The organism is Pseudovibrio sp. Alg231-02 (assembly GCF_900143565.1).
In the GTDB taxonomy this organism is placed as follows: Bacteria; Pseudomonadota; Alphaproteobacteria; order Rhizobiales; family Stappiaceae; genus Pseudovibrio.
Window position 1 is genome coordinate 26,041 of the sequence record NZ_FREX01000015.1, and the last position, 20,993, is coordinate 47,033.

19 protein-coding genes and 1 tRNA gene are annotated in these 20,993 nt (G+C 50.5%); 4 read left to right on the forward strand and 16 right to left on the reverse strand.

Annotated elements, in window-relative coordinates; translation table 11 throughout:
• Nucleotides 1–235: 235 nt before the first annotated feature.
• The 6 genes from DHN43_RS25465 to DHN43_RS25490 form a co-directional block, all read right to left on the reverse strand.
• Entirely contained in the window at nucleotides 236–994 is a 759-nt protein-coding gene (locus tag DHN43_RS25465; protein WP_108820527.1) for an iron ABC transporter ATP-binding protein, read from the reverse strand.
• Nucleotides 991–1,950: an iron chelate uptake ABC transporter family permease subunit gene (locus DHN43_RS25470; protein ID WP_063292107.1), complete on the reverse strand. Its 960-nt coding sequence runs from the start codon at nucleotides 1,948–1,950 to the stop codon at nucleotides 991–993. The genes DHN43_RS25465 and DHN43_RS25470 overlap by 4 nt, the downstream gene beginning before the upstream one ends.
• The gene (locus DHN43_RS25475; RefSeq protein WP_108820528.1) at nucleotides 1,925–2,878 is read right to left on the reverse strand and encodes an ABC transporter permease; all 954 of its coding nucleotides are present in this window, start codon (nucleotides 2,876–2,878) and stop codon (nucleotides 1,925–1,927) included. The genes DHN43_RS25470 and DHN43_RS25475 overlap by 26 nt, the downstream gene beginning before the upstream one ends.
• Before the next feature lie 59 nt (nucleotides 2,879–2,937).
• Nucleotides 2,938–3,846, reverse strand: coding sequence for a siderophore ABC transporter substrate-binding protein (locus DHN43_RS25480; protein WP_108820529.1), 909 nt, complete (start codon nucleotides 3,844–3,846; stop codon nucleotides 2,938–2,940).
• Between the two features lie 156 nt (nucleotides 3,847–4,002).
• Nucleotides 4,003–5,559: an alpha/beta hydrolase gene (locus tag DHN43_RS25485; protein WP_208995629.1), complete on the reverse strand. Its 1,557-nt coding sequence runs from the start codon at nucleotides 5,557–5,559 to the stop codon at nucleotides 4,003–4,005.
• 108 nt (nucleotides 5,560–5,667) lie between these two features.
• Nucleotides 5,668–7,704 carry a TonB-dependent receptor domain-containing protein gene (locus tag DHN43_RS25490; RefSeq protein WP_108820531.1) on the reverse strand — a complete coding sequence of 679 codons (2,037 nt, stop codon included), beginning with the start codon at nucleotides 7,702–7,704 and terminating at the stop codon, nucleotides 5,668–5,670.
• A gap of 263 nt (nucleotides 7,705–7,967) precedes the next feature.
• Between DHN43_RS25490 and DHN43_RS25495 the strand changes: the two genes are divergently transcribed.
• The 3 genes from DHN43_RS25495 to DHN43_RS25505 all read left to right on the forward strand — a co-directional run bounded on the left by DHN43_RS25495 (nucleotide 7,968) and on the right by DHN43_RS25505 (nucleotide 11,721).
• Nucleotides 7,968–8,828: a helix-turn-helix domain-containing protein gene (locus DHN43_RS25495; RefSeq protein ID WP_208995630.1), complete on the forward strand. Its 861-nt coding sequence runs from the start codon at nucleotides 7,968–7,970 to the stop codon at nucleotides 8,826–8,828.
• A gap of 145 nt (nucleotides 8,829–8,973) precedes the next feature.
• Nucleotides 8,974–9,468, forward strand: coding sequence for a ferritin (locus DHN43_RS25500; RefSeq protein ID WP_108820532.1), 495 nt, complete (start codon nucleotides 8,974–8,976; stop codon nucleotides 9,466–9,468).
• A gap of 306 nt (nucleotides 9,469–9,774) precedes the next feature.
• Entirely contained in the window at nucleotides 9,775–11,721 is a 1,947-nt protein-coding gene (locus tag DHN43_RS25505) for a TonB-dependent receptor plug domain-containing protein (protein ID WP_108820533.1), read from the forward strand.
• A gap of 33 nt (nucleotides 11,722–11,754) precedes the next feature.
• Here DHN43_RS25505 and DHN43_RS25510 read toward each other — a convergent pair whose 3' ends face one another.
• From DHN43_RS25510 to DHN43_RS25520, 3 genes are all read right to left on the reverse strand, one after another.
• The gene (locus DHN43_RS25510) at nucleotides 11,755–12,213 is read right to left on the reverse strand and encodes a MarR family winged helix-turn-helix transcriptional regulator (protein ID WP_108820534.1); all 459 of its coding nucleotides are present in this window, start codon (nucleotides 12,211–12,213) and stop codon (nucleotides 11,755–11,757) included.
• A 108-nt stretch (nucleotides 12,214–12,321) separates the two neighbouring features.
• Nucleotides 12,322–13,083, reverse strand: a complete 762-nt coding sequence (locus DHN43_RS25515) for an anti-sigma factor (RefSeq protein ID WP_108820535.1) — start codon at nucleotides 13,081–13,083, stop codon at nucleotides 12,322–12,324.
• On the reverse strand, nucleotides 13,080–13,676 hold the full coding sequence (locus tag DHN43_RS25520; protein ID WP_244306974.1) for an RNA polymerase sigma factor: 597 nt from the start codon (nucleotides 13,674–13,676) through the stop codon (nucleotides 13,080–13,082). Before DHN43_RS25520 ends, DHN43_RS25515 begins: the two co-directional genes overlap by 4 nt.
• A gap of 25 nt (nucleotides 13,677–13,701) precedes the next feature.
• Here DHN43_RS25520 and DHN43_RS25525 point away from each other — a divergent pair, with 25 nt between their 5' ends.
• Entirely contained in the window at nucleotides 13,702–14,637 is a 936-nt protein-coding gene (locus DHN43_RS25525) for a c-type cytochrome (RefSeq protein WP_108820537.1), read from the forward strand.
• Between the two features lie 56 nt (nucleotides 14,638–14,693).
• On the opposite strand, the gene DHN43_RS25530 is transcribed toward DHN43_RS25525, so the two are convergent.
• From DHN43_RS25530 to DHN43_RS25560, 7 genes are all read right to left on the reverse strand, one after another.
• The gene (locus DHN43_RS25530) at nucleotides 14,694–15,686 is read right to left on the reverse strand and encodes a beta-ketoacyl-ACP synthase III (RefSeq protein WP_108820538.1); all 993 of its coding nucleotides are present in this window, start codon (nucleotides 15,684–15,686) and stop codon (nucleotides 14,694–14,696) included.
• Complete coding sequence (locus DHN43_RS25535; protein WP_108820539.1) at nucleotides 15,673–16,932, reverse strand: adenosylmethionine--8-amino-7-oxononanoate transaminase; 1,260 nt, start codon at nucleotides 16,930–16,932, stop codon at nucleotides 15,673–15,675. The genes DHN43_RS25530 and DHN43_RS25535 overlap by 14 nt, the downstream gene beginning before the upstream one ends.
• Nucleotides 16,932–17,570 (reverse strand): dethiobiotin synthase, encoded by a 639-nt coding sequence (bioD, locus tag DHN43_RS25540; RefSeq protein ID WP_108820540.1) that lies wholly within the window; start codon nucleotides 17,568–17,570, stop codon nucleotides 16,932–16,934. The genes DHN43_RS25535 and bioD overlap by 1 nt, the downstream gene beginning before the upstream one ends.
• The gene (locus tag DHN43_RS25545; RefSeq protein ID WP_108820541.1) at nucleotides 17,567–18,706 is read right to left on the reverse strand and encodes an 8-amino-7-oxononanoate synthase; all 1,140 of its coding nucleotides are present in this window, start codon (nucleotides 18,704–18,706) and stop codon (nucleotides 17,567–17,569) included. Before DHN43_RS25545 ends, bioD begins: the two co-directional genes overlap by 4 nt.
• Nucleotides 18,690–19,682, reverse strand: a complete 993-nt coding sequence (gene bioB / locus DHN43_RS25550; protein ID WP_057465384.1) for a biotin synthase BioB — start codon at nucleotides 19,680–19,682, stop codon at nucleotides 18,690–18,692. Before bioB ends, DHN43_RS25545 begins: the two co-directional genes overlap by 17 nt.
• Before the next feature lie 267 nt (nucleotides 19,683–19,949).
• A tRNA-Arg gene (locus DHN43_RS25555) sits at nucleotides 19,950–20,026 on the reverse strand.
• A gap of 79 nt (nucleotides 20,027–20,105) precedes the next feature.
• Nucleotides 20,106–20,411: an ETC complex I subunit gene (locus tag DHN43_RS25560; protein ID WP_057465385.1), complete on the reverse strand. Its 306-nt coding sequence runs from the start codon at nucleotides 20,409–20,411 to the stop codon at nucleotides 20,106–20,108.
• Between the last annotated feature and the right edge of the window lie 582 nt (nucleotides 20,412–20,993).

Sequence of the window (20,993 nt, forward strand, 5' to 3'; positions counted from 1 at the left end):
CAGGGCAAAACTGGCTGCTACTCGCAATTGAGAATGATTTGCAATCCGAGAAATAGAAAACAGAACATCTTTCGCAAATGACAAAAGTCAAATATGAATTAAATAATCATGTTTTATAATTATTCAAAAAATCAATATGTTATATGGACTTATGACTACATTACATATCCCGGCCAACTGTGCATTTCACCATTCTCAAAGCCGAAACAATTCGTTAGATCCCAAAGAGTACTGCCTACAAATGATGCAAGGCCACGAGTTGTCCCTGGTGTTGGGTTACTTTGATTTCCATTGAGTAGAGGGTCTGCAGGGCTTTTGTTTCCAGGACATCCTGCGGTGTTCCGTGGATGGCGAGGGTGCCGTCTTTCAGGGCTATGATCTCATTAGCGTAGGCTCCGGCGTAGTTGATGTCGTGGAGGACGATGACAAATGAGCGTTTGCCTGTGTCTGCTATCTCGCGCAGGCGCTTCATGAGGCTGCGAGCGTAGTACATATCAAGATTGTTAAGAGGTTCATCCAGTAGGAGGTACTTTGTCTCCTGACAAAATGCCATTGCGACTAGTGCTCGTTGTTTTTGGCCGCCAGAGACTTCATCAATGAACCTGTCGGACATAGTTTGCAGATCAAAATAATCTAAAGCTTCATCTACCGCTCTATGATCTTTGGCTGTTGGGCGACCTTTGTGGTGCGGGTAGCGGCCAAATCCAACAAGATCCCGCAGAGACATACGACTGCTGAGTGCATTATCTTGTCTTAAGATAGCAAGGGTCTTTGCAAGTTCTCTGGTGGGTGTTTGCGACACTGATTGGCCATCAAACGAGATGGAACCTGTCTGGAGTGGCTGCAAGCGGGTCATGAGGGACAAGAGCGTGGACTTCCCTGCCCCGTTTGGCCCAATCAAGGCAGTGATTCCGCTTTCTTTTATGGAAAGCGAGATGTTTTGAAGGATTTTGCTCTTTCCGTAACTATGAGAAACACCATTAATTTCAATCATCTCATTTTTCCTCGAAAGAGAAGCAGCAGGAAGAGAAGTCCGCCGAAGAATTCTACGGTAACACTCAGGGTAGACTGGCTTTTCAAAATGCGCTCAAAGACCGTCTGGCCGCTGACGAGAATGAGTGCAGCGATCAGAATAGAAGCCGGCAGCAAAATGCTGTGACGGTGGGTGTTCATGATAAAATGAGCAAGACTAGTCACCAACAAACCAAAGAAAGCAACAGGACCGACCAGCGCTGTTGAAACAGAAACCAGAGTGGCGACGAGGACCAGAACAGCGAAGCTTGCCCGCTCATAGTTTACGCCCAAATTGATCGCGTTGCTGCGTCCCAGTGCAATGACATCAAGGCTGTATCTAAGCCGCCAAATGATAAGGCAACACACTGAAACGAGCAGGATGCTGAGGCCGAGCAGGTCTTTGTCTACGCTGGAAAATTGAGCAAAACTTGCACCTTGCAAAATGGCGAAGTCGTTTGGATCGATAATCCTTTGCAGGAACCCTGTCAGACTTCGAAACAATACCCCGAAAATGATACCCACCAGAACCATACGATGAAGGTCCTGCCTGCCTTTTCCCATCACTGTTGAGAAGAGCAATACGGCTGCAAGCAACATAACACCTACTTCTGCGAGAAACTTGATTTGTCCATCAAGAGCGACGTAGGTGAACCCTCCGAGCATAAACACCAGCAGCGTTTGAACCAGCAGGTACAAGGCATCAAAGCCCATGATGGAGGGTGTTAAGATGCGGTTCCCGCTGATGGTTTGGAACAGAAGTGTTGCAACAGAAATTGAGACTGACACCAGCAAAAGTGCGAGTAGTTTTGTTCCCCGGAAAACAAGCAGGAAACTCCAGCTGCCTTTGGCGCCAAGAGTCATGAAAGCGATACAAGCAAGTGCCAGCAAAACGCTCAGGATAATGAGCTTTTTAGCGTGCATGAGCTGGTCTCGCATACAACAGATAGAGGAAAACGAAAGACCCGATGACGCCGAGTACCGTACCAACGGGTATCTCATAGGGGAAATGAACCAGACGCCCGATAAGATCGCATACAAGCACCAGAAGCGCGCCGAGCACTGCGACCCACGGCAAGCTGGCCCGCAGGTTGTCACCCATCAATCTGCGGGCGATGTTTGGCACAACCAGCCCCACAAATGGGATCATGCCCACAGTGACAACAACCAGTGACGTTGAAAGTGCCAATATAAACAGGCCGACAATCACGACTTGCTTGTAATTGAGGCCCAGATTGACGCTGGCATCTTTGCCCATGCCGATGATGGTGAATTGATCAGCCACAACATATGTGAGGATTGCCAGTACGCCACAAAGCCACAAGAGCTCATAGCGGCCACGTAAGATGCCGGAGAACTCTCCGCTCATCCATGTCCCCTGAAACTGCAGCATTTCTGTTTGAAAAGCGATGAAGATGGTCAAGGCTTCCACGATGCCGCTGAAGATCAAGCCAACGAGTGGCACGAGCAATGGAGATGTTACGGGCAATCTGGAGATCATCGCCAAGAAGACAGCCATGCCGATCATCGCTGTTATGGACGCGACAATCATCTTCACAATCAATGGGCTACCCGGATAAAGCAGTGTCACAAGCAAAATGCCCAGTGCTGCACTTTGAGCTGTGCCAACGCTGGAAGGCTCCACAAAGCTGTTTCGGGCGAGCATTTGCATGACAGCACCTGAAACAGCAAGGGATGCACCTGTCAAAACAACTGCCAATGTGCGCGGAATTCTACTGATAAAAAAGAGGTCAATGTTCTGAGGGGTTTGCCACCAGTCAGAGAGGGAGATCTCTTTGACACCAACGAATAAGCTGAAGCAGGAAAGCGCGAACAGAGCGACGATAGCAACGCCGATGTTTTTCATGGGACACCAAGGAAATGGCTAGAGCTGAGCAGCACTTGCCCAGCTCTTGGCGAGAACTATTATTTATTGAAGGCTTCAATCAGCTGTTTGAAGATGCGTGTGGTTGCCTGATAGCCACCTTGCGCGATGTAAGTCGCTGCCGGATCAAGGTAGATCACTTGCTCCTTCTTCCATGCTGTTGTGCTGGTCACAAGTTCATTGTCCAAGACCTGACGCGCGTTTTCAGCATCACTTCCAATTGCTGTTGCGCGATCCATCACCAGAAGCCAGTCAGGATTGGCCTTTTGAATGTATTCGAAGGACACCGCTTCTCCATGAGATGCAACGGCAACCTCAGCCATTGCCGGTTCAATTTTCAGTTCATCATGGAACCAGCCGAACCGTGAGCCCGGGCCGAATACGGAGACTTTAGGGCCGTTGGTGAGAACGAAAAGCGCCTTGCCCTTGCCTTTAACTGAAGCTTTCACTTGTTCTAGCAACTTGTTGTAATTACTAGTAAGTTGCGTTGCTTCCTTTTGCTTGTTAAAGACTTTTCCGTAGGCTTCCAGATGCGCGAGCAGCGTTGCTGAAACCTCTGAAGAACTTGGCGTCATATCGATGGTTGGCGCGAGTTCAGACAATGGCTTTGCCTGTTTACTGGAACGGCCGCCAACGATGATCAGTTCAGGCTCAAGCGCATTGATTGCCTCGAAATCGGGCTCAAACAGAGTTCCGATGACGTCTGCCTCAGACTGAACGTTATCAAGGTAATCGACATACATTTTGTTGACGACGCCTGCTGGTTGAACACCAAGTGCATTCAGGTTGTCGACCGCTCCGATGTCAAACACAATCAGATTTTTGGGCTCAACAACGACGCTGGCTTTGCCATTGGCGGTGTTGATTTCGACCTGATCTGAAAGGGCTGGAGAAGCTGCGAGGGCGAGGCAGGCGAAAGCGGCAACCGATCTCGTTACACGATGAAACATTTCTAACTCCGTTGGATAGATGTCTCATGGCTTGGCATCAGAGCCTGGCTGTTGAGCTTTGTCTCTATCTAAAATCAAAAAATAAGGATGTCCAATAATACCTGAAGTTTACACTCAGATTTTTATGCGATTGCATCTAAACGAGATTTCAACCCGTCATGGAGCGCCCTTCCCGATCAAAAAAACAAGGCCATCACTGAGAATGGTTTGCCATGAGAATAAGTCGTGGCCTGCTGCATAGGCTTCCAGCTTCACCTCATAATTCCTGGCAAGCAGAACGTCTCTAAGATGCTGATTGGACTGTAGTATCCCTCGATCTCCGCCGACTACACTCTTTTCAAAGAGCCCCGCGCTGAGGAAAAAACGGATATCTTGACGGGGAGTATTTGCAATGAGGTTCGCGACGTAATTCTCTTCATTCTCCTCTGAGTACCAATAGGATCCGGAGATGGAGAGAACATTTCCAAAGTGTTGCGGATAGCGTAGAGAGATGGTGCTGGACGCAAGGCCTCCAAAACTGGAGCCTGCCAAAATGGTTCTTTCTGGTGTAGCGGATATGCCAAGCTCTGCCTCTGCAAATGGCAATAGTTCTTCCGCCACAAACGCAGCGAACTGAGCGTTGTTAGGCAGCTCCTGAGTTCGTGTTTTTGAATCTATATGAGATATAAATACGGCTGCTAATGGCGGAATTGCGCCGTCTGCGACCATGTTATCCAGAATGTCCGGAACAGAGATACGGCCTTTATAGTGTTCTGCATCAAACATGATGAGCAGCGGAGCAGTTGCTTTTGATGCTTCATAGCCGACAGAACGATATAGCCAAATATCACGTTTGTTCCCAAGGGTTTTGCTATCAATCTTGGAATGTGTGACCTGACCTTTTGCGACTGTCTGATTGCCGAGAAAATGGCCAGGTTCAGCTGCTGGCAAAAGCACCGTAGAGTGTTGACTATAAGGATCAATTGCGTCTGCTGGCCAAGGGTGCTTGTTGAGCGGGTCTGCTGCCAGAGTTGCCAGAATCGCTCTCCGTCGTTCCATCCAAGTGCCTGAAATCACCGGCACATCAACAGCAAGTTGATAGGAAAGCCGCGTGGTGTTGGGAACGACAAATGATTTGAACCAGACGTCACTGCCTGCAAGCTGCTCAAGTTCCTCATGATTGCTTGTTGGGGCACCAAGAAGGCGGACACCAGTTCTGGCGCCTCTGGCAAGAAATGTCAGGATACTCTTGTTGTTCCCGTTGTCTTCAATGAGCGGCGTGCCTTTTTGTTCAATCTCAGTCCAGAAGACATCCGTTGAGTTGCCTGATTTCAGGTGATCTGCAAGGTTGGCAATACGCGGGCTAAGGTATTCATTTTGTTCTATATTCTGATGCTCAGCACCAACTTGTTTGATGATAGACAGCGTGTAGTGCCCGGTTTCAATTGCAGAGACTTTAAGATTGATTGGCGCATCCTCTACGACGAGCAAGAATGGTGAACGGCCAGCGTTTGAAAAAACAAACCTGCGGATGTGAGCACCAGTCAATCGGTTGATACTGTCCAGGTTAAAACGGCCAGAATTCACTTGCCAGCCAAGTTCTATGTAGTCCCCGGTTTCCGCCTGCAGCTCAAAGACTTCCTCTCGGCCTTGCTGAAGAAACCGTGTTTCAGTCGTACTTTCCGTTTTTGAAAGGTCGAGTGCTGACCCTGAAGACACAGTTTGAGACATCATAAAAACCACTAAGCTGATTATCGGTTTCTTAAATGAAAACATAGTGATACACCTCTACGCATTGAAGGTGAGCGTGGGCCCACCTCCTTGCTCCTTCATTATTAGAGATCAGAAACGAGTGGTGCCTGAGATGAAGTAGCGGCGACCGTCAACATTGAATTCATCCCAATCCGTTTTCAGGATCTGATTGTCAGCAATGTTTAGAACGCCAGCGCGCAACGTGAAGTTCTCATTGACGTCATAGCGACCTGTGAAATCTGCAGTGATGTAACCGTCTACTTTGCGGGCAAATGCCATGTCACCGTTGGCGGGAACCGAGGTGTATTGTTCGCCTACGTAGTTGGCAGATAACGCGAAACTGAGTTTTTCACTGAAATTGTAATCCAGTTTAACGTTTGCGGTATGCTCTGGCTGGAAGGCAAGCGGTGCATCGTTGGCGCTTGTGTTTTTTGCATCCAGATAGGTGTAGTTGGCAGAGACAGTCAGCTCATCTGTTGGACGCAGGGTCAGGTTGGCTTCTATCCCCATTGTGCGAGCTTCTTCAATGTTTTCAAACTTGAAGATCGGTTTGCCATCTGCAGTGAGACCAACATAGTTGGAATAGGTCTGAGCAACCGCAACATCAGCTGTTCTGGCGGGTGGAAACTGGATCATGTCTTTGATCGTATTATGGAAACTGGTTAGCCCAACACTCCATTTTGCTTCGTCATATTTGAAGCCAACCTCAAAGCTACTGCCCAGTTCCGGGTTCAAATCTTCAGCGCCTTCTAAGAAACAATCCCCTCCGCATGAGACCTGTTTCCAATTGGGGGACAGCTGCAGAAGTGTTGGGGCTTTGAAGGATGAGGACCAGCCGCCTTTGAATGTCAGGGCTTGTGTGAGGTGATAAACACCGTAAACGCGGGGGCTGGCGTTCCAGCCGAATTTTTCGTGTTTGTCCAGACGGCCTCCGAGTGTAACCTCGAAATCCTCTGTGATTTCAAGACGGTCTTCAATGAAGGCTGCGGCTTGCCAGAGGGAACTGTCTGACCCGCCCTCGCCTACAAGTACATACTTGTCTTCGAGGGATTGATGTTGGTAAGTCGCGCCGACGGTGATGAAGTTCGGGACCAGAAGATCTGCGTCAAAGCTGACTTTGCCATCGCCATTGAAGTTATAGGCTGTGTTCGGCATATCGTCGCCAGCGGTGTTTCCGTGGCCGTAGGAGTTGTCGATACGGTCACCAAAGACACGCAGCTCAGTCTCACCAAACTCGTAGGAGCCGTGATGAGTTATGCCCGCTGAGTATCTGTCCAATGTTGTCTTATCGTGTGTGCGCTTGCTGTAACCTGCGCTAAAATCAACGGAATTTTCTTGGTTTACATCCCAGGTCACAGTCGTATCAAGGTGTTTGTTATCACTCTTGGCAAAGCCTGCATTAGCCCGCCCGCTTGCACTGTCAGGGTTCAGAGAGCTTGAATCTTTGCGGCGAAAATCCCAGCTGCCGTAGGTTCGCATAAAGAGTTTGTCTTTGAGGATTGGACCTGAAAGATTGAAACCCGTACGGCCATAATCACCGGATTTGCGGTTTTCCTGAAGGGTATATTCGTTGGTAAGTGAGCCGTGCCACTCTTCGGTTTCCTTCTTGGTGATGATGTTGACAACACCACCGATTGCATCTGAACCGTAGAGTGAGGACATAGGACCGCGAACGATTTCAATACGTTCGACGGCTTCGAGTGGAACCCAGCCGGAATCGTAGTCGTTTCCGCGGAAGGCGTTTGGAGCGGAGGTGACGCGTTTTCCGTCTATCAGAAACAACGTGTAATTCTCGTTCAGTCCGCGGATCTGCACTTTGCTTTGATTACCTGCTCTGTTGAACGTGAGACCTTCTACACTTTCCAGAAGGGAACGAACGTCACGAGCCCCCTGATTTTCCAAGTCATCTGCGGTGATAACGGAGATACTTGCTGGCGCGTTCTTGTAGGTCACTTCAGAAGCTGAGGCTGTGACGACCACTTCATCCAGCAGTTTATTCTCCTGAGCGGACGCCGCTGAAGCGCAAGTCAGCGCGGTGGAAACCAATAAAAGGTTTAGTGCGTTCATTTGCGTTTTTTGCGTGAAACGGGCGTTCTTAAGTGCTCTATCAACGTCGCGGCTAGACATCGAAACATTCTCCAATCGTATCCGCGCGACAGCACAACACCATGAGCGCTCGCAGTGTGTGGCGAGCACTTTGGGCACCTCTTTACCGAGATGTTCGTGAGCTGGAAGGTCGCGCTGGACTTACTTCATTTATACGAAGTTTTAAACTTGACTTCAAAACTCATAATATATTTATGAGGGGGCGTTCGTCGATTGGAAATGCATTGGCGTGTGCGCCAAAAACATATCCATTCGCGCCAGTGAAAAGTCAGGGAGCACTTTCTGTGCAGATTGAGCAGCAGATCCGAGTCAAAGTCCTGGATGAGACAATGGGCCATCATGAAAATGAAAGTTTGGTGGAGCTCTCACCTATTTTCCAGATTTTCATTTATCTGGAAGGTCAGCAGCAGTTTTACATTGATGATGTTTATTTTGATCTGGATGCCGGGGATCGCGAAACACCCAAGCCTCAGGCTCTGCTGTTCAACCTGCGAAAACCTGCCAATTTGCGCCTGAAGCCGAGTGAGGCCGGGCACTCGCTGCGCAAGGTTGGCATTGCAGCTCAACCGGACTGGTACGGTGCAATTGGGTTTCAGGCCTCTGCTCTTTCTGCGGAAGTGCGGAGTTTTATGAATGGCCACCTGAACTACTTCATCTGGCAGCCGGATGAGCGTATGGTGGACTGTGCTGCGCGGATTTTGGCTATGACGAATGATGGGGCTGATGAAATCGGTGGCCTTCAACGGCAAGCCGAGGCGTTTGGCTTGATGTCTCAGAGCTGTGCTCACTTGCAGGGGGCCGTCCAGGCCGAGAAGCGGGAAGCGGACAGTCAGTTACGGATCAAAGGATTGAAGGTGCGGGAATTTCTGCTGGAGCATCTGGAGGAAGACCTTTCCATCGAGCGGATCTCTAAAGAAACGGGCCTTAGCAAACGAAGCATTCAGCGCCACTTCAAGGAAAAGTACAATCTGACTGTCTCTGATTTCATTCGTAAACAGCGTTTGGAGAAGGCGCGGCAAGCCATCAACAAAGGCGGCATTACTGTTTCTGAGGCTGCCTATATGGCGGGATATAACAGCCCGTCCAGCTTTAGCAATGCCTTTAAGCGGATCTATGGATCAGCGCCCAAGACCTGGCGAACATAGGGCCTGAGCTCCCAAAATGGTCATTTGTGAAACTGCTAATCACTTGCAATTGCTAAGATAATTCTTCTCAAATTGACTTTGGTCAAAGCGAATAGTTTGTAGCTCTTCAAATCTGTCTCCACAAAACTACTGATTGGAGAATCCGATGAAGCTCAACACCAAAGTCGCAGAAGCTCTTAACCAGCAAATCAATGCTGAGCTGAGTGCCTCTTACGTTTATCTCGCTGTGGCTGCCTACTTTGATTCCATTGAGCTGCCAGGTTTTGCAAAGTGGTTCCGTCTTCATTCAAAAGAAGAGACTGACCATGCAATGCGCATTTATGACTTCATCGTGAAACGGGACTCCCGCGTTACTCTGGAAGGCATATCTGCTCCTACTGTTGAATTTGATTCAGCACAGGCAGCTATTGAGCTGGCCATGAAAATGGAAGTGAAGGTCACGTCGCAAATCCATGCTCTGTTTGATCTCGCCCATGATGAAAAGGAATATGGGACGCAGAACATGCTGCACTGGTTCCTTGAAGAGCAGATTGAAGAAGAAGATCTGTTCCGCCGTGTTCTGGACCAGGTGAAAGCTGCTGGTGATGACCGTTGGCACCTGCTGACACTTGATGATCAGATGGGCCAGCGCCAAGCTTAAATTTCTTTTTATTGTAAGCCCCCGCTATGCTTTTAGCGGGGGCTTTTTTTGTTTTGCGCCCGGTGATCTTTGAACACTTCCTGTCAAATTCAGCGGATACACACAGATCAGATTTTGATAAAAATTACATAACACATTGCATTTTATGGTGATTTCAATTCATTAATCGTGTCGCAAACGTTTATGTATATAGATGCACTTGCATCTATAATTACGCTCCAATATACCCTCGCGCATAAACATGAGTAATTATCTCATATTTGATTCGCCGTAGGTAATACGGCCAATATGTGGGTGGGGATCCTAATGAAGAAACTTCGGTGGCGCTTGCTTGTTTCCGTTTGTGTTTTAAACGTTGCTTATTTTTCTACCGGGGCTGCAGCGCAGGATAGTGTGGATGCCAGCGAGGAGCTGGACCCTGTTGTTGTTTATAGTTTCAACAATGATCGCTTTGCAGTGGCTGCTGACAGAAACACCTCAATCTACGTTTCAACTCAAGCGATTGAAGCCGCTGAGATGGGTGATCTTCGTGATGTGTTTGCTGAGAATGCCTCAGTAACGGTTGGCGGCGGTATCCCTATTGCCCAGAAGATCTTCGTCAATGGTGTGGATGCTCTCAACCTGAACATGACTATTGAAGGCGCGATGCAGAACAACCGTGCGTTCCACCATGTAACAGCCAATGCCATTGATCCAGCGTTGTTGCGTGCGGTGCGTGTGGATGCGGGTGTTGCCGCTGCAGATTCTGGCCCGAACGCTCTGGGCGGTTCCATCGCCTTTCAGCTGATTGATGCATTAGACCTGCTGGAAGATGGCGAGACCATGGGCGGCAAAGCCACGCTGAGTTTTGATACAAACGGCAATACATTCTCCCAAGCTTTGACTGGTTTTGCTGAGCATAACGGCTTTGATATTCTGGCCTTCGCTAAAAACGCTAAGGGACAGGACTACACCTCTGGCGGTAACTGGGAAATCCCGGGTACCGGAGCAAACTTGCAGACTGGCCTACTCAAAGCCGGTTACACATCTGAGACCGGACATCGCTTTGAGGTTTCTGGCATGATGCTGAAGGACAAGGAAGAGCGGGCATTTCGTGCAAACATTGGTTCATTGACCTCAAAACCAAATGATACAACGCGGCTGTATGATACCCTGCGAAAGAGCTTCTCATTCCGTTATGAGCACCTCGAGCCAACAGATCTTGTTGATCCTGAAGTGGTGCTCGGCTTCAGCGAAAACAATATCGACGTGCCTGTGCCATATGGAAGTAACGGGACTTCCAATACCTTGAACGGCAAAATTGCAAACACTTTCCGGTTAACTGAGGATATTGGCTTCACTACCGGATTTGATTTTTACAGGAAGACCGCAAACTACGATGATCCATCCTCTGATTTGGAAGAGGTTGCTCATAACTTCGGCAGTTTCGGACAGGTACGTTGGACACCATCGTCAGCGTTGAAACTGTCCGCGGGCTTACGCCTTGATCATCAGCGCTTTGAAGGTCTTGGAGATTTCGATACTTCTGTCACTGGTCTGAGTGGCAACAGCTCGGCATCCTATGAGGTCTTGGAAGGCCTCAAACTTAAAGCCGGTTATGCTACTGTTTTTGGTGGGATAGCGCTTGAGGACAATTATACCTTCAGCTCCTCATGGGATTACTCCGATATCAAGTCATCTCGTTCTCACAACGTGACTGCTGGGCTTGAGTTTGAACGTTCCGGCTTTTTGCTCTCCGGTGAAATCTTCAGAACTGACATTAGCGATGCTCGCTCGCGTGACGCAAATGTGGATGTTCTTACCGAAGGCTTCAACTTGGCTGCGGGCTACAAGTGGACCTCAGGTTCGGCAAAAATCACCTATTCCAACACGCGTGTGGAAGTTGATGGTGATGCCGCCGATTCCTATGTTGCTCAGGACTTTGCTGCCCCACTGGGACAAGTCATTGCTTTCAACGTTTCTCATAAATTGGAAGACTACGGTCTGATAATCGGCGGAGATGTGCAAGGGGCATTCGATTATGACACAGGATCTGGTGACTCCAATCGAACACTGGATGGCTATGCAGTTGTCGGGTTGTTTGCGGAATACGAACCAGAGCAGGTTGATGGTTTGAAGCTTCGACTTGAGGCAAACAACATCTTTGATGAAGATTATTCAGATCGAGGAACGTATGGTGGTGACTACCAGTCAGTAAACACCCTGAAGGAACCGGGGCGTTCCTTTAGCCTTACGGCAAACTACAGGTTTTAAGAGATATTGGGGTCGCTGTTTAGCGGCCCTTTTTTATTCGTAGAGCTTGGTCAGCAGTTTGAAGAGTTCAAACGCCTCTTTCTTGGTGAGACGTTCTCCGACTTCCTGCTGGATGATTTTGAAGTAATGCGGCCAGATTTCCTCGTGGGCATGGGCCGCTTGAGGTGTCAGGAAAATCAGCTGCGCGCGTCCGTCCTCTTTATCTGGACGACGCTCAATCAGCCCCTTCTTTTCCATACGGGCGATGTGCCGTGACATGCTGAACTGCGCCATGTGCAGATGGTCTTGCAAGTCAGAGGCCTTTGCCCCCTGCTCTCCGGCACGTTCAACCTCCAGCAGAATTTCATACCAGACCGGGTTATCAATGCCATGCGTTCGCAAATTGCGCTCAAAGCGTGGGTAAAGATAGCGGTGGGCCCGCATCAGGTGAAACCAGACACGGCTTGCAAGCTTATCTTCAGTCTCCGTTTCAATCTCGTCGTATGTTTTCATCAACGCAAAGTCCCAGTCAGCAATCCGAAAGACCTAGCATACTGATCCTCCCTGCGGCGCTCACTCTGACAGATACTGACAGAAAGATTTGTGTGAGGCTCTCCTTGCCTACAAAACGCGGGAGTGGATTTGCTCGGCGACGGTGTCGATGCGGCTTTGGTTTTGGCCTCCAATAACGAGGTAACGATAGCCGTTGCCGGTCCAGTCTGCGGAGGCCATGCCTTTGAGGCTGGTGGATTGCATGATGGTTCCGGCGGCATCGGTGTCTTTGAGGATGCAAAATGCAACCGGGGCACCGTTGGGGTCTGCAAAGACGATCTGGATGAGTGGTGCGCCTTCATGGCCCAGAACCTGGGTTCGCAGTAGTTTCAAGCCTTCCAGATCATTGAGGTCTGAAAGGTTCAGCTGCTGGCCTACAGCGGTGGAGGCTTCAGCCAGCTCTTGTTTCAGTTCATCCTCGGACCTGTTCAAGGATGCGATTGTCTCTTTGACGTATAGCGCCTGATAGCTTGCGACTTCCTGCCGCCAGTCAGTTGCGTCATCTGCCCAGTACATGAAGCCTGTTCCGATGGCCAAGCCAATCACAAGCGTTGCTGCGCGGGTGCTCCATGTGCGGACAAAGGTTGGAGCGGCTGCATGATCGTTTGCAGGGGTTGGCTGTGCGAAGATCTTGTCTTCCAGCTGTTTCAGGTGATCTGCGTCAGGGATCTCTGCAAAGCCTTGCTGGACGACGGGGAGCAGACCTTCAAGTGCCAGCAGGCGTTGTTCCAGGATCGGATCGCTCTCCAGATCCGCTTCTATTTGCTGTGCGGTTTCTGAGTCCAGAGAGCCTGCCAGATAAGACCGTAGGTGTTCGTCAGTGTACGTCATGCCAGCTCTCCCTTCTTCATCTGCTTGGCTTGTTCCTGCTTTAAAGGTGCAAGCGTTTTTCGGGCTGCAGATAAACGGCTCATGACCGTTCCAATAGGAATACCTAAAATTGCGGCTGCTTCGCGATAGGTGAATTGCTCAACAAAGACAAGTTCCACCACAGAGCGCTGACCTTCTGGCAGTCGCATCACCTGTTTAAACACTTCAGCGGCGAAAATATTCGTTTCAGGAGATGGAGACGGGTCGATGAGGCTGGATTCGATGGCGGTGTCGAGCTGGCCGGTTTTTCTCAGGTGTTGGCTGCGCATCTCGTTTAACCAGATGGACCGGCAAATGGTCATGGTCCAGGCGGCAAAGTTTGAACCTGCCTGAAACTGGCTTTCCCGCTCCAATGCCCGCAGACATGTGGCCTGCACCAAATCGTCCGCCAGATCCTTTTGCCCTGCAAGCGAAAGTGCAAAGCGCCAGAGCCGGGGCATGATGGTGATTAGGTCACTTTGAAAACGTTTCTGATATTTTTTTCCAAAATACATCGAATAAAAGCCAGCTGTCGTGTGTTCCTCAATTGATAGCAACCAAAAATCGTCAATCACATCAAATCACGAAGGCGACATACCTATGGTAAAAACCCTTTTCCGCACCTCTGCGATGCTTTTACTGTTGTCTGGCAGTGCCCTTGCACAAACCTGGAGCGTGGACAGCGACAGCTCACGCCTTTCATACGGCACCATCAAGAAAAACTCCGTGGGGGAAGTGAACAGCTTTGAGAAACTCTCCGGCTCTGTCTCAGAAGATGGCAAGCTGCAGCTGACAATTGATCTGGGTTCTGTTGAGACCAACATCGATATTCGCAATGAGCGTATGCGCCAGATCGTGTTCCAAAGCATCGGGTCTGCTGATCTGACTGCGCAGCTGGACACTGCTGAGCTGAACCAGCTTGCAGTTGGTGCAACCACTGTTGTTGATCTTGAAGCCACCCTCAATTTGCTGGGCACCGAAATCCCGGTAGAGACAGAGGTTTTTGTAGCGCGTATTTCCGACAGCAAAGTTCTGGCGACTACCAATGACATGGTGTTTTTGGGAACTGAGGAAGCGGGTGTGAATGCAGGTGTGGATCAGCTGAAAACACTTGCCAAGCTGAACGGGATTACACGGACGGTACCGGTTACTCTTCGCCTTGTGCTGACAACAGACGGGAATCAAGCTGCAGCTGAACCAGTTGCGGCTCCTGTTCAGGTGGCGTTTGCGGGTGATGTGAAGGCGGGCAAGAAGGTTTTTAAGAAGTGCAAGGCATGCCACAGCGTGAAGGAAGGGCAGAACAAAGTTGGCCCGAGCCTGCATGGTGTGATTGGCCGTCAGGCCGCTGCTGTTGAGGGCTTCAAATATTCCAAGGTTATGGCAAGTGCTGATGTGACGTGGGATACAGAGTCTCTGACAGAGTTTCTCGCCAAGCCGAAGAAATTCTTGCCAAAAAACCGTATGGCATTTGCCGGTTTGAAGAAGCCAGCAGATATCGAGAACCTGCTGGCTTATCTGGACAGCGCATCAAAATAACTGCGGTTTGATGTGCACGCGCCCGCTCGTCTTTCCACCACGAGTGGGCGCTTTTGCTACATGCCGATCAACAAGGACCCGCTGACGAAGCCTGCGCCTATGGCGGACAGAAGGATTATGTCACCCGCCTTATAGCTTCGATTTTCCCGACACTTGGAAAGGCTAAATGGGATGGTGGCTGCAGAACTGTTACCGTACTCACCCAGAGTCATCAGTGTTTTATCGGCGTTTATTCCAAGATTGGTTCCGACAGCCTGAATGATCCGGGAGTTGGCCTGATGGGGTGCCCAGTGGTCCACCTCTGACGGTTTGATGTCTGCTTGCCCCAGAATCTTCATGGCTGAATCTGTGAGCGTGTTGACCGCTTTGGCGAAGACTATCTGCCCACCTTGCAGGCTCATCAGGTACTCATTGGGGTTCATATCCGGTCTGTACGGATTACGACTGCCACCACCTGGGATTTTGATGAGGTCGTAATAAGCACCATCGGATGCCAGATCGGCAGCAAGGATGCCCTGCTCTTTATGTGCTGGTGGCAGAACCACAACGGCACCTGCAGCATCTGCGAACAGCACGCGACTGGCGCGTTCTGCCGGGTTGATGCGGCGGCTCAAGATATTGGCTGCGACGACGAGAACCGCAATGCCTTGCGCTTTGGCATAGGCATCGGCCATGGCCAGTGCGTAAAGGAACCCTGCGCACGCTCCTGCCATATCGATGCCGCCGGAGTTTGGCAGGCCCAGTTTGTGCACCAGCAGAGGAGCTGAGGGCGGTAACAGGTGGTCAGGCGTGCTGGTTGCCAGCAGTGTCAGTCCGATTTTAGCCGGATCGATACCAGCGTCCTCAATCGCCATTTGAGCTGCTGGCAGCGCGATGTCTGTGAGAGCCTGATCAGAGGAGACATAGCGGCGCTCACGAATGCCGGTGCGGCGTTCGATCCAGCCCTCTTCCAGTCCCAGATCCTGTTCGATCTCCGCATTGAACACGCGGCGTTCTGGTGCGTAATGTCCGAAGCCGATCAGCCCACCACGGTCCTTAGAGGAGTTCATCAGCAGCCTCAGCTATCGCATCGTAGATCTGGTCAATATCGCCCTGAGTGACGCAGTATGGTGGCATGGAATAGAGCGTGTTGCCCAGTGGGCGCAGCAGCAGGTTCTTTGACTTGAAGAACTCATAGAGGCGCGGGCCGACATCAGACAGATATCCGTGATCCTTCACGTTGATATCCATGGCCGCGATGGTGCCCGTCTGACGGATGTTGGTGAAACGATCATCGTCTTTGAAACGCGCAAGGCCAGCGGATTGCATTTGCATGAGCTTTGCTATGCGGTCATAGACCGGCTCATTCTCCCAGATCTCCAGATTGGCGACCGCAGCGGCGCAGGCGATTGGGTTTGCTGTGTAAGAGCTGGAATGGAAGAAGGTTTTGCTTCTGTCCATGGAATAATGCTCATCATAAATTGCCGAGGAGCACATGGTGACGGCAAGCGGCAAAGAACCACCAGTCAGGCCTTTGGAATAGCATGCGATATCCGGCGTGATCTGTGCATGTTCACAGGCAAACATCTTGCCTGTACGGCCCCACCCCGTCATCACCTCATCAGCGATGAACAGTACATTGTGCTTCTTGCAGATCTCATGGAGCGCCCGCAGCGTTTCAGCGGAATACATGAGCATGCCACCAGCACCCAGAACGAGCGGTTCTACGATAAACGCTGCGACATCTCCTTGAGCGCAGAGTTTTTCAAGCTCATCTAGTGTGTTCTGCTCATTGCCAGCGGTTGGGAACGGGACTTTGGCAACATCAAACAGTAGCGGATTGTAAGGCTGGTTGAAAACACCGCGCTCGCCAACGGACATGGTGCCGATGGTGTCGCCGTGATAGCTGTTTTCCATAACGACAATGCGCTGGCGTTTTTCGCCCAGATGATGCCAATAGCCGAGCGCCATCTTGAGCGCCACTTCCACACTGGTAGAACCGCTGTCTGAGAAGAAGACATAATCCAGCCCATCAGGCGTGCAGCTCAACAGCTGCTGCGCAAGTCGCTCCGCAGGCTCATGGGTGTGACCTGCAAAGATCACCTGATCCAACTTTTCAGCCTGCTCCTTGATCGCGCCGATGACGTGCGGATGGCAGTGGCCGTGGGTTACGACCCACCAGGAAGCAATGGCATCAAGCAGTTTGTCGCCGTCATCCTTTGTCAGGTATGCGCCAGAACCGCCCGTAATCTTGGTCATTTCCGTCAGCACAGCGTGCTGGGTGAATGGATGCCAGATTGGTGAGTGCTTTGACATTATGCGTTCTCCCCGTTTTGCAGGCAGAAGTCTTCCAGACGGAAATTCTCTGCAAACGCTGTTCTTATTGTTTCTGGGGTGATTTGTTGCAGCAGTGGCAAGCGGCCAAGCTTCTTGACGCCTGCGTACTCTGCGATCGTACGTTCTGAATCTGCTACTTCCTCACCGATAAATACGATGCCGAGCAGGTTGCAGCCACGGGTACGCAGCGCTTCAATAGAAAGCAGGCTGTGATTGATGGTGCCAAGGCCGGTGCGGGCGCACAGCACAATCGGTGCCTGCCATTTCCTGAAGAGGTCGACGTAAAGCGTCTCGCGCGTGAGCGGAACCATAAGACCGCCTGCCCCTTCAACGACCAGCGATCCATCGACCTGAGGTAAGGCCAGGCTCTCCGTATCGATCAGGACATCTTCTGCTTCCGCTGAGAAATGCGGAGAAGCGGGAACCTGCAAACGGTATGTCTCTGGCAGTGTTTTGCAGCCTGTCAGACGTATTACTGCCTGTGTGTCGGTTTCTTCTTCCAGTCCGGATTGAACGGGCTTCCAGTAGGTGGCAGCTAAAGCTTGCGTCAGCGCTGCAGAGAAAATTGTTTTGCCAATACCGGTGTCGGTTCCGGTAACTACGATTGGTTTTGTCATGAGCGAACCAGCCCCATTTCTTCTGCAAGCACTTCAAACATATTGGATACATCGGACTTGCTGGCATGCAAGGTCAACGCAATGCGCAGGCGGGATGTGCCCCGTGGTACGGTTGGTGGGCGAATGCCGCGGATGTCATAGCCGCGTTCTTGCAGTGCTTTTGCAATCATCATGGTGCGCTTGTCATCGCCAATGAGGAACGGGAGAATATGCGTTCCGCTGCCCTTTTGTCCGCATAAACGGTCCATCTCAGCATTTGCATGTTTTACAAGGTCAGCAAGCTGGTCCCGCCGTTCCGGTTGATCCTGTACCAGTTTTAGCGATGCACGCACAATGGCTGCGACCAGAGGAGATGGTGCTGTCGCATAGATGAACCCGCGCGCGCGGTTGATGAGATAGTCGATCAGAACAGCTGGCCCGCAGACAAGTGCGCCGGAGGCTCCAAGAGCTTTGCCACAGGTATGGAGCGAAATGACGTTCTCCCGGCCTTCAAATTCCGCTACCAGGCCTTTGCCGCCCTCACCCAGCACGCCTGTCGCGTGGGCTTCATCGACCAGTAAAAACGCATCGTGCGTATCAGCGAGGTCCATCAGGTCCCTGATAGGTGCCTGATCACCATCCATGCTGTAAAGGCTTTCGCAGGCGATCCAGATGCGCCCTGTTTCGCCTTGTTGGCGCCACTGGGTAATACATGCCTGCGCATCCTCAACCTGATTATGTTTGAAGGCCATGGACTGGGCTGCACCCAACTTCATGCCGTCATGTGCACTGGCGTGGATGAGGCTGTCGTGCAAAACAAGGTCGCCCTGCTGCGGCAGGGTTGAGAACAGCGCCATGTTGGCGTTGTATCCACCACCGAAAAAAAGGGAGCGCTCAGTGTTGAACAGTTTTGCTGCTTCCAGCTCAAGCGCTTCATGCTCAGGATCATTGCCGCGCAGGAGGCGCGAGCCGCCAGCACCCAGACCGACACCACGCGCAAGCGCATGTTCTGCCGCCAAACGCAATTCTGGCGCTGTTGTCAGCGCCAGATAGTCGTTAGATGAGAAATCGCAGCCATGCGCTTTGAGCAGAGAACGGGACCTGCCCCGTTCTGCCAGACGCTCGAGCGCTCCTTGGTGCTTATTCAGCAGGCTCATGCTCAGCCGCACAGCTTTTCAGCCCCATAGGGCGGATACCAAGGCGTTTGAACAAAGCTGCGTCCTTGGAGTCTTCCGGGTTGTCTGTGGTGAGCAGTGTTTCGCCTTTGAAGATGGAGTTTGCTCCAGCAAAGAAACACATTGCCTGCGTCTCATCAGACATTTCTGTCCGGCCTGCTGACAGGCGAACATGAGATTTTGGCATCATGATGCGTGCAACGGCAATCAGACGAACAAAGTCAATCGGGTCAACCGGTTCAGCATCCTGAAGCGGCGTACCTTCAATCGGGATAAGCATGTTGATCGGCACGCTGTCCGGATGCTCTTCCAGTGTTGCCAGAGAAACCAGCATGTCGAGACGATCCATATCTTTTTCGCCCATGCCGACGATGCCGCCAGAACAGACTTTGATACCGGATTCCTTGACCAGATTCAGGGTGTCGATACGATCAGAGAACTTGCGAGTTGTAATAACCTCGCTGTAGTAGCGCTCTGAGGTATCGATGTTGTGATTGTAATAATCCAACCCAGCATCTTTGAGGCGCAAAATTTGCTCGGGTGTCAGCATGCCAAGCGTCATGCAGCTTTCCATGCCGAGCTCTTTAACGCCTTCCACCATCATTTCAATGGCGCGCATGTCGCGATCTTTAGGAGAGCGCCAGGCTGCGCCCATGCAATACCGGGTTGCGCCGCCTTCCTTCGCCTTTTTAGCTTCTTCCAGCACCATTTGGACTTCAAGAAGCTTTGAGGCGGACAGCTCGGTGTTGTTGCGAGCGGACTGGCTGCAATAAGCACAATCTTCCGGGCAACCGCCTGTCTTGATGCTTAAGAGCTGGCTTTGCTGGACCTCATTGGGGTCAAAATGCTCGCGATGAACGCAGTGAGCTTTAAACAGCAGGTCATTAAACGGCAGGTTGTAAAGAGACTCAGCCTCTTCACGCGTCCAGTTCGTACGGATGTCAGATGATTTTTGCACGCAGTTCAACTCGTTGATTTCCCCTAGGGCGTGTTTTGCCGTCAATTACAGCAAAAATGTGGCGTGCACAATGATCTATTAGAGGAATTTATTAAAACTGCCACTGATTGAACACCTTACATCCCCTCAGTTTCGCTGGGATTTTGAGCATTTTAAAACTGCACTACTCAATTGATGAGATAAATTTGCTCAAAAGGGGCGAGAATGCAGGAAACTACTAGTTTTAGAGGGAGTTGAGTTTTCGCTCAATGAATTGGGAGAGAAGAATGGCGATCCCTGCAGGATTCGAACCTGCGACCGTCGGCTTAGAAGGCCGGTGCTCTATCCAGCTGAGCTAAGGGACCGCTTTTGCAAGGGCGAGTGGATCGCCCGTTGCGTGGGATGTTTCATAAGGCCGTTAGAGAATAATCTCAATGCTGAAACTTAATGTGTCCACGGAGATAATCTGTCAAAACGGAAATTATCTGAATAGGATGCGCGGCGGTGCTTGCGTTTGCTCTCTTCGTCAACACGGTATGCAACATTGTTGCGTGTTGCGTAGGCGACCGCTTCTTCCTTGGTCGGGAACTTCAGCTTTACCTGCTGCTTCATATCACCTGATGACGTATAGCCCATCAGCGGATCAATGGATTTTGGGGACTGTGGATCGAACTCCAGCACCCAGTTGTTGGTTTTGGCTGTTCCGGACTGCATTGCAGTTTTGGCTGGATTGTAAATGCGAGCTACCATGTAACCTCTCTTTTTCGCATTGGATTCGGAAACACACTCTCCAACGCGATATACCAGTTTTCCTGTTTCTTCTCCAATTATGCCATTGGTGTCAATGCACTTGGTCAAGCTATACCGATTTCTCTTAGTAAATAGCTATAGATGCACTCATTGCGGCCTTAAGTGCAATAATTGCGCTAGCTGGTGCAATAATTGCGGTTTTATTTCCAGTATTACCGGACTTGACGTTGGGCGATTTTTAATTAAGAAATTGCGAAGCTTTCGTGATATTTCTGTGACTAGTTACTTCTCCAAAGTTTATAGGTAATTTTAACTTGAAATATACCGGAGACAAAACTAGTTTGCGCGCGAACTGAGCGTTCACTGGAAATAAAAGCGCTTGAAGGTAACTTTAATACACAAAGTTCCTCGAGTGCTTTTCTAGTGCCCGCTCATTTGAGGGCAACACTGCCACATTCAATGATGTGCGCTCGCCCGCCTTTGTCCTGTGATGAAGGGTGGGTGCAAAATTGTAGTCAGGTGTTATGCCTGCTGCCAGGTGCATGAGAAACTACGCGAAGAAGACGCGGCGAAAAAAGTATA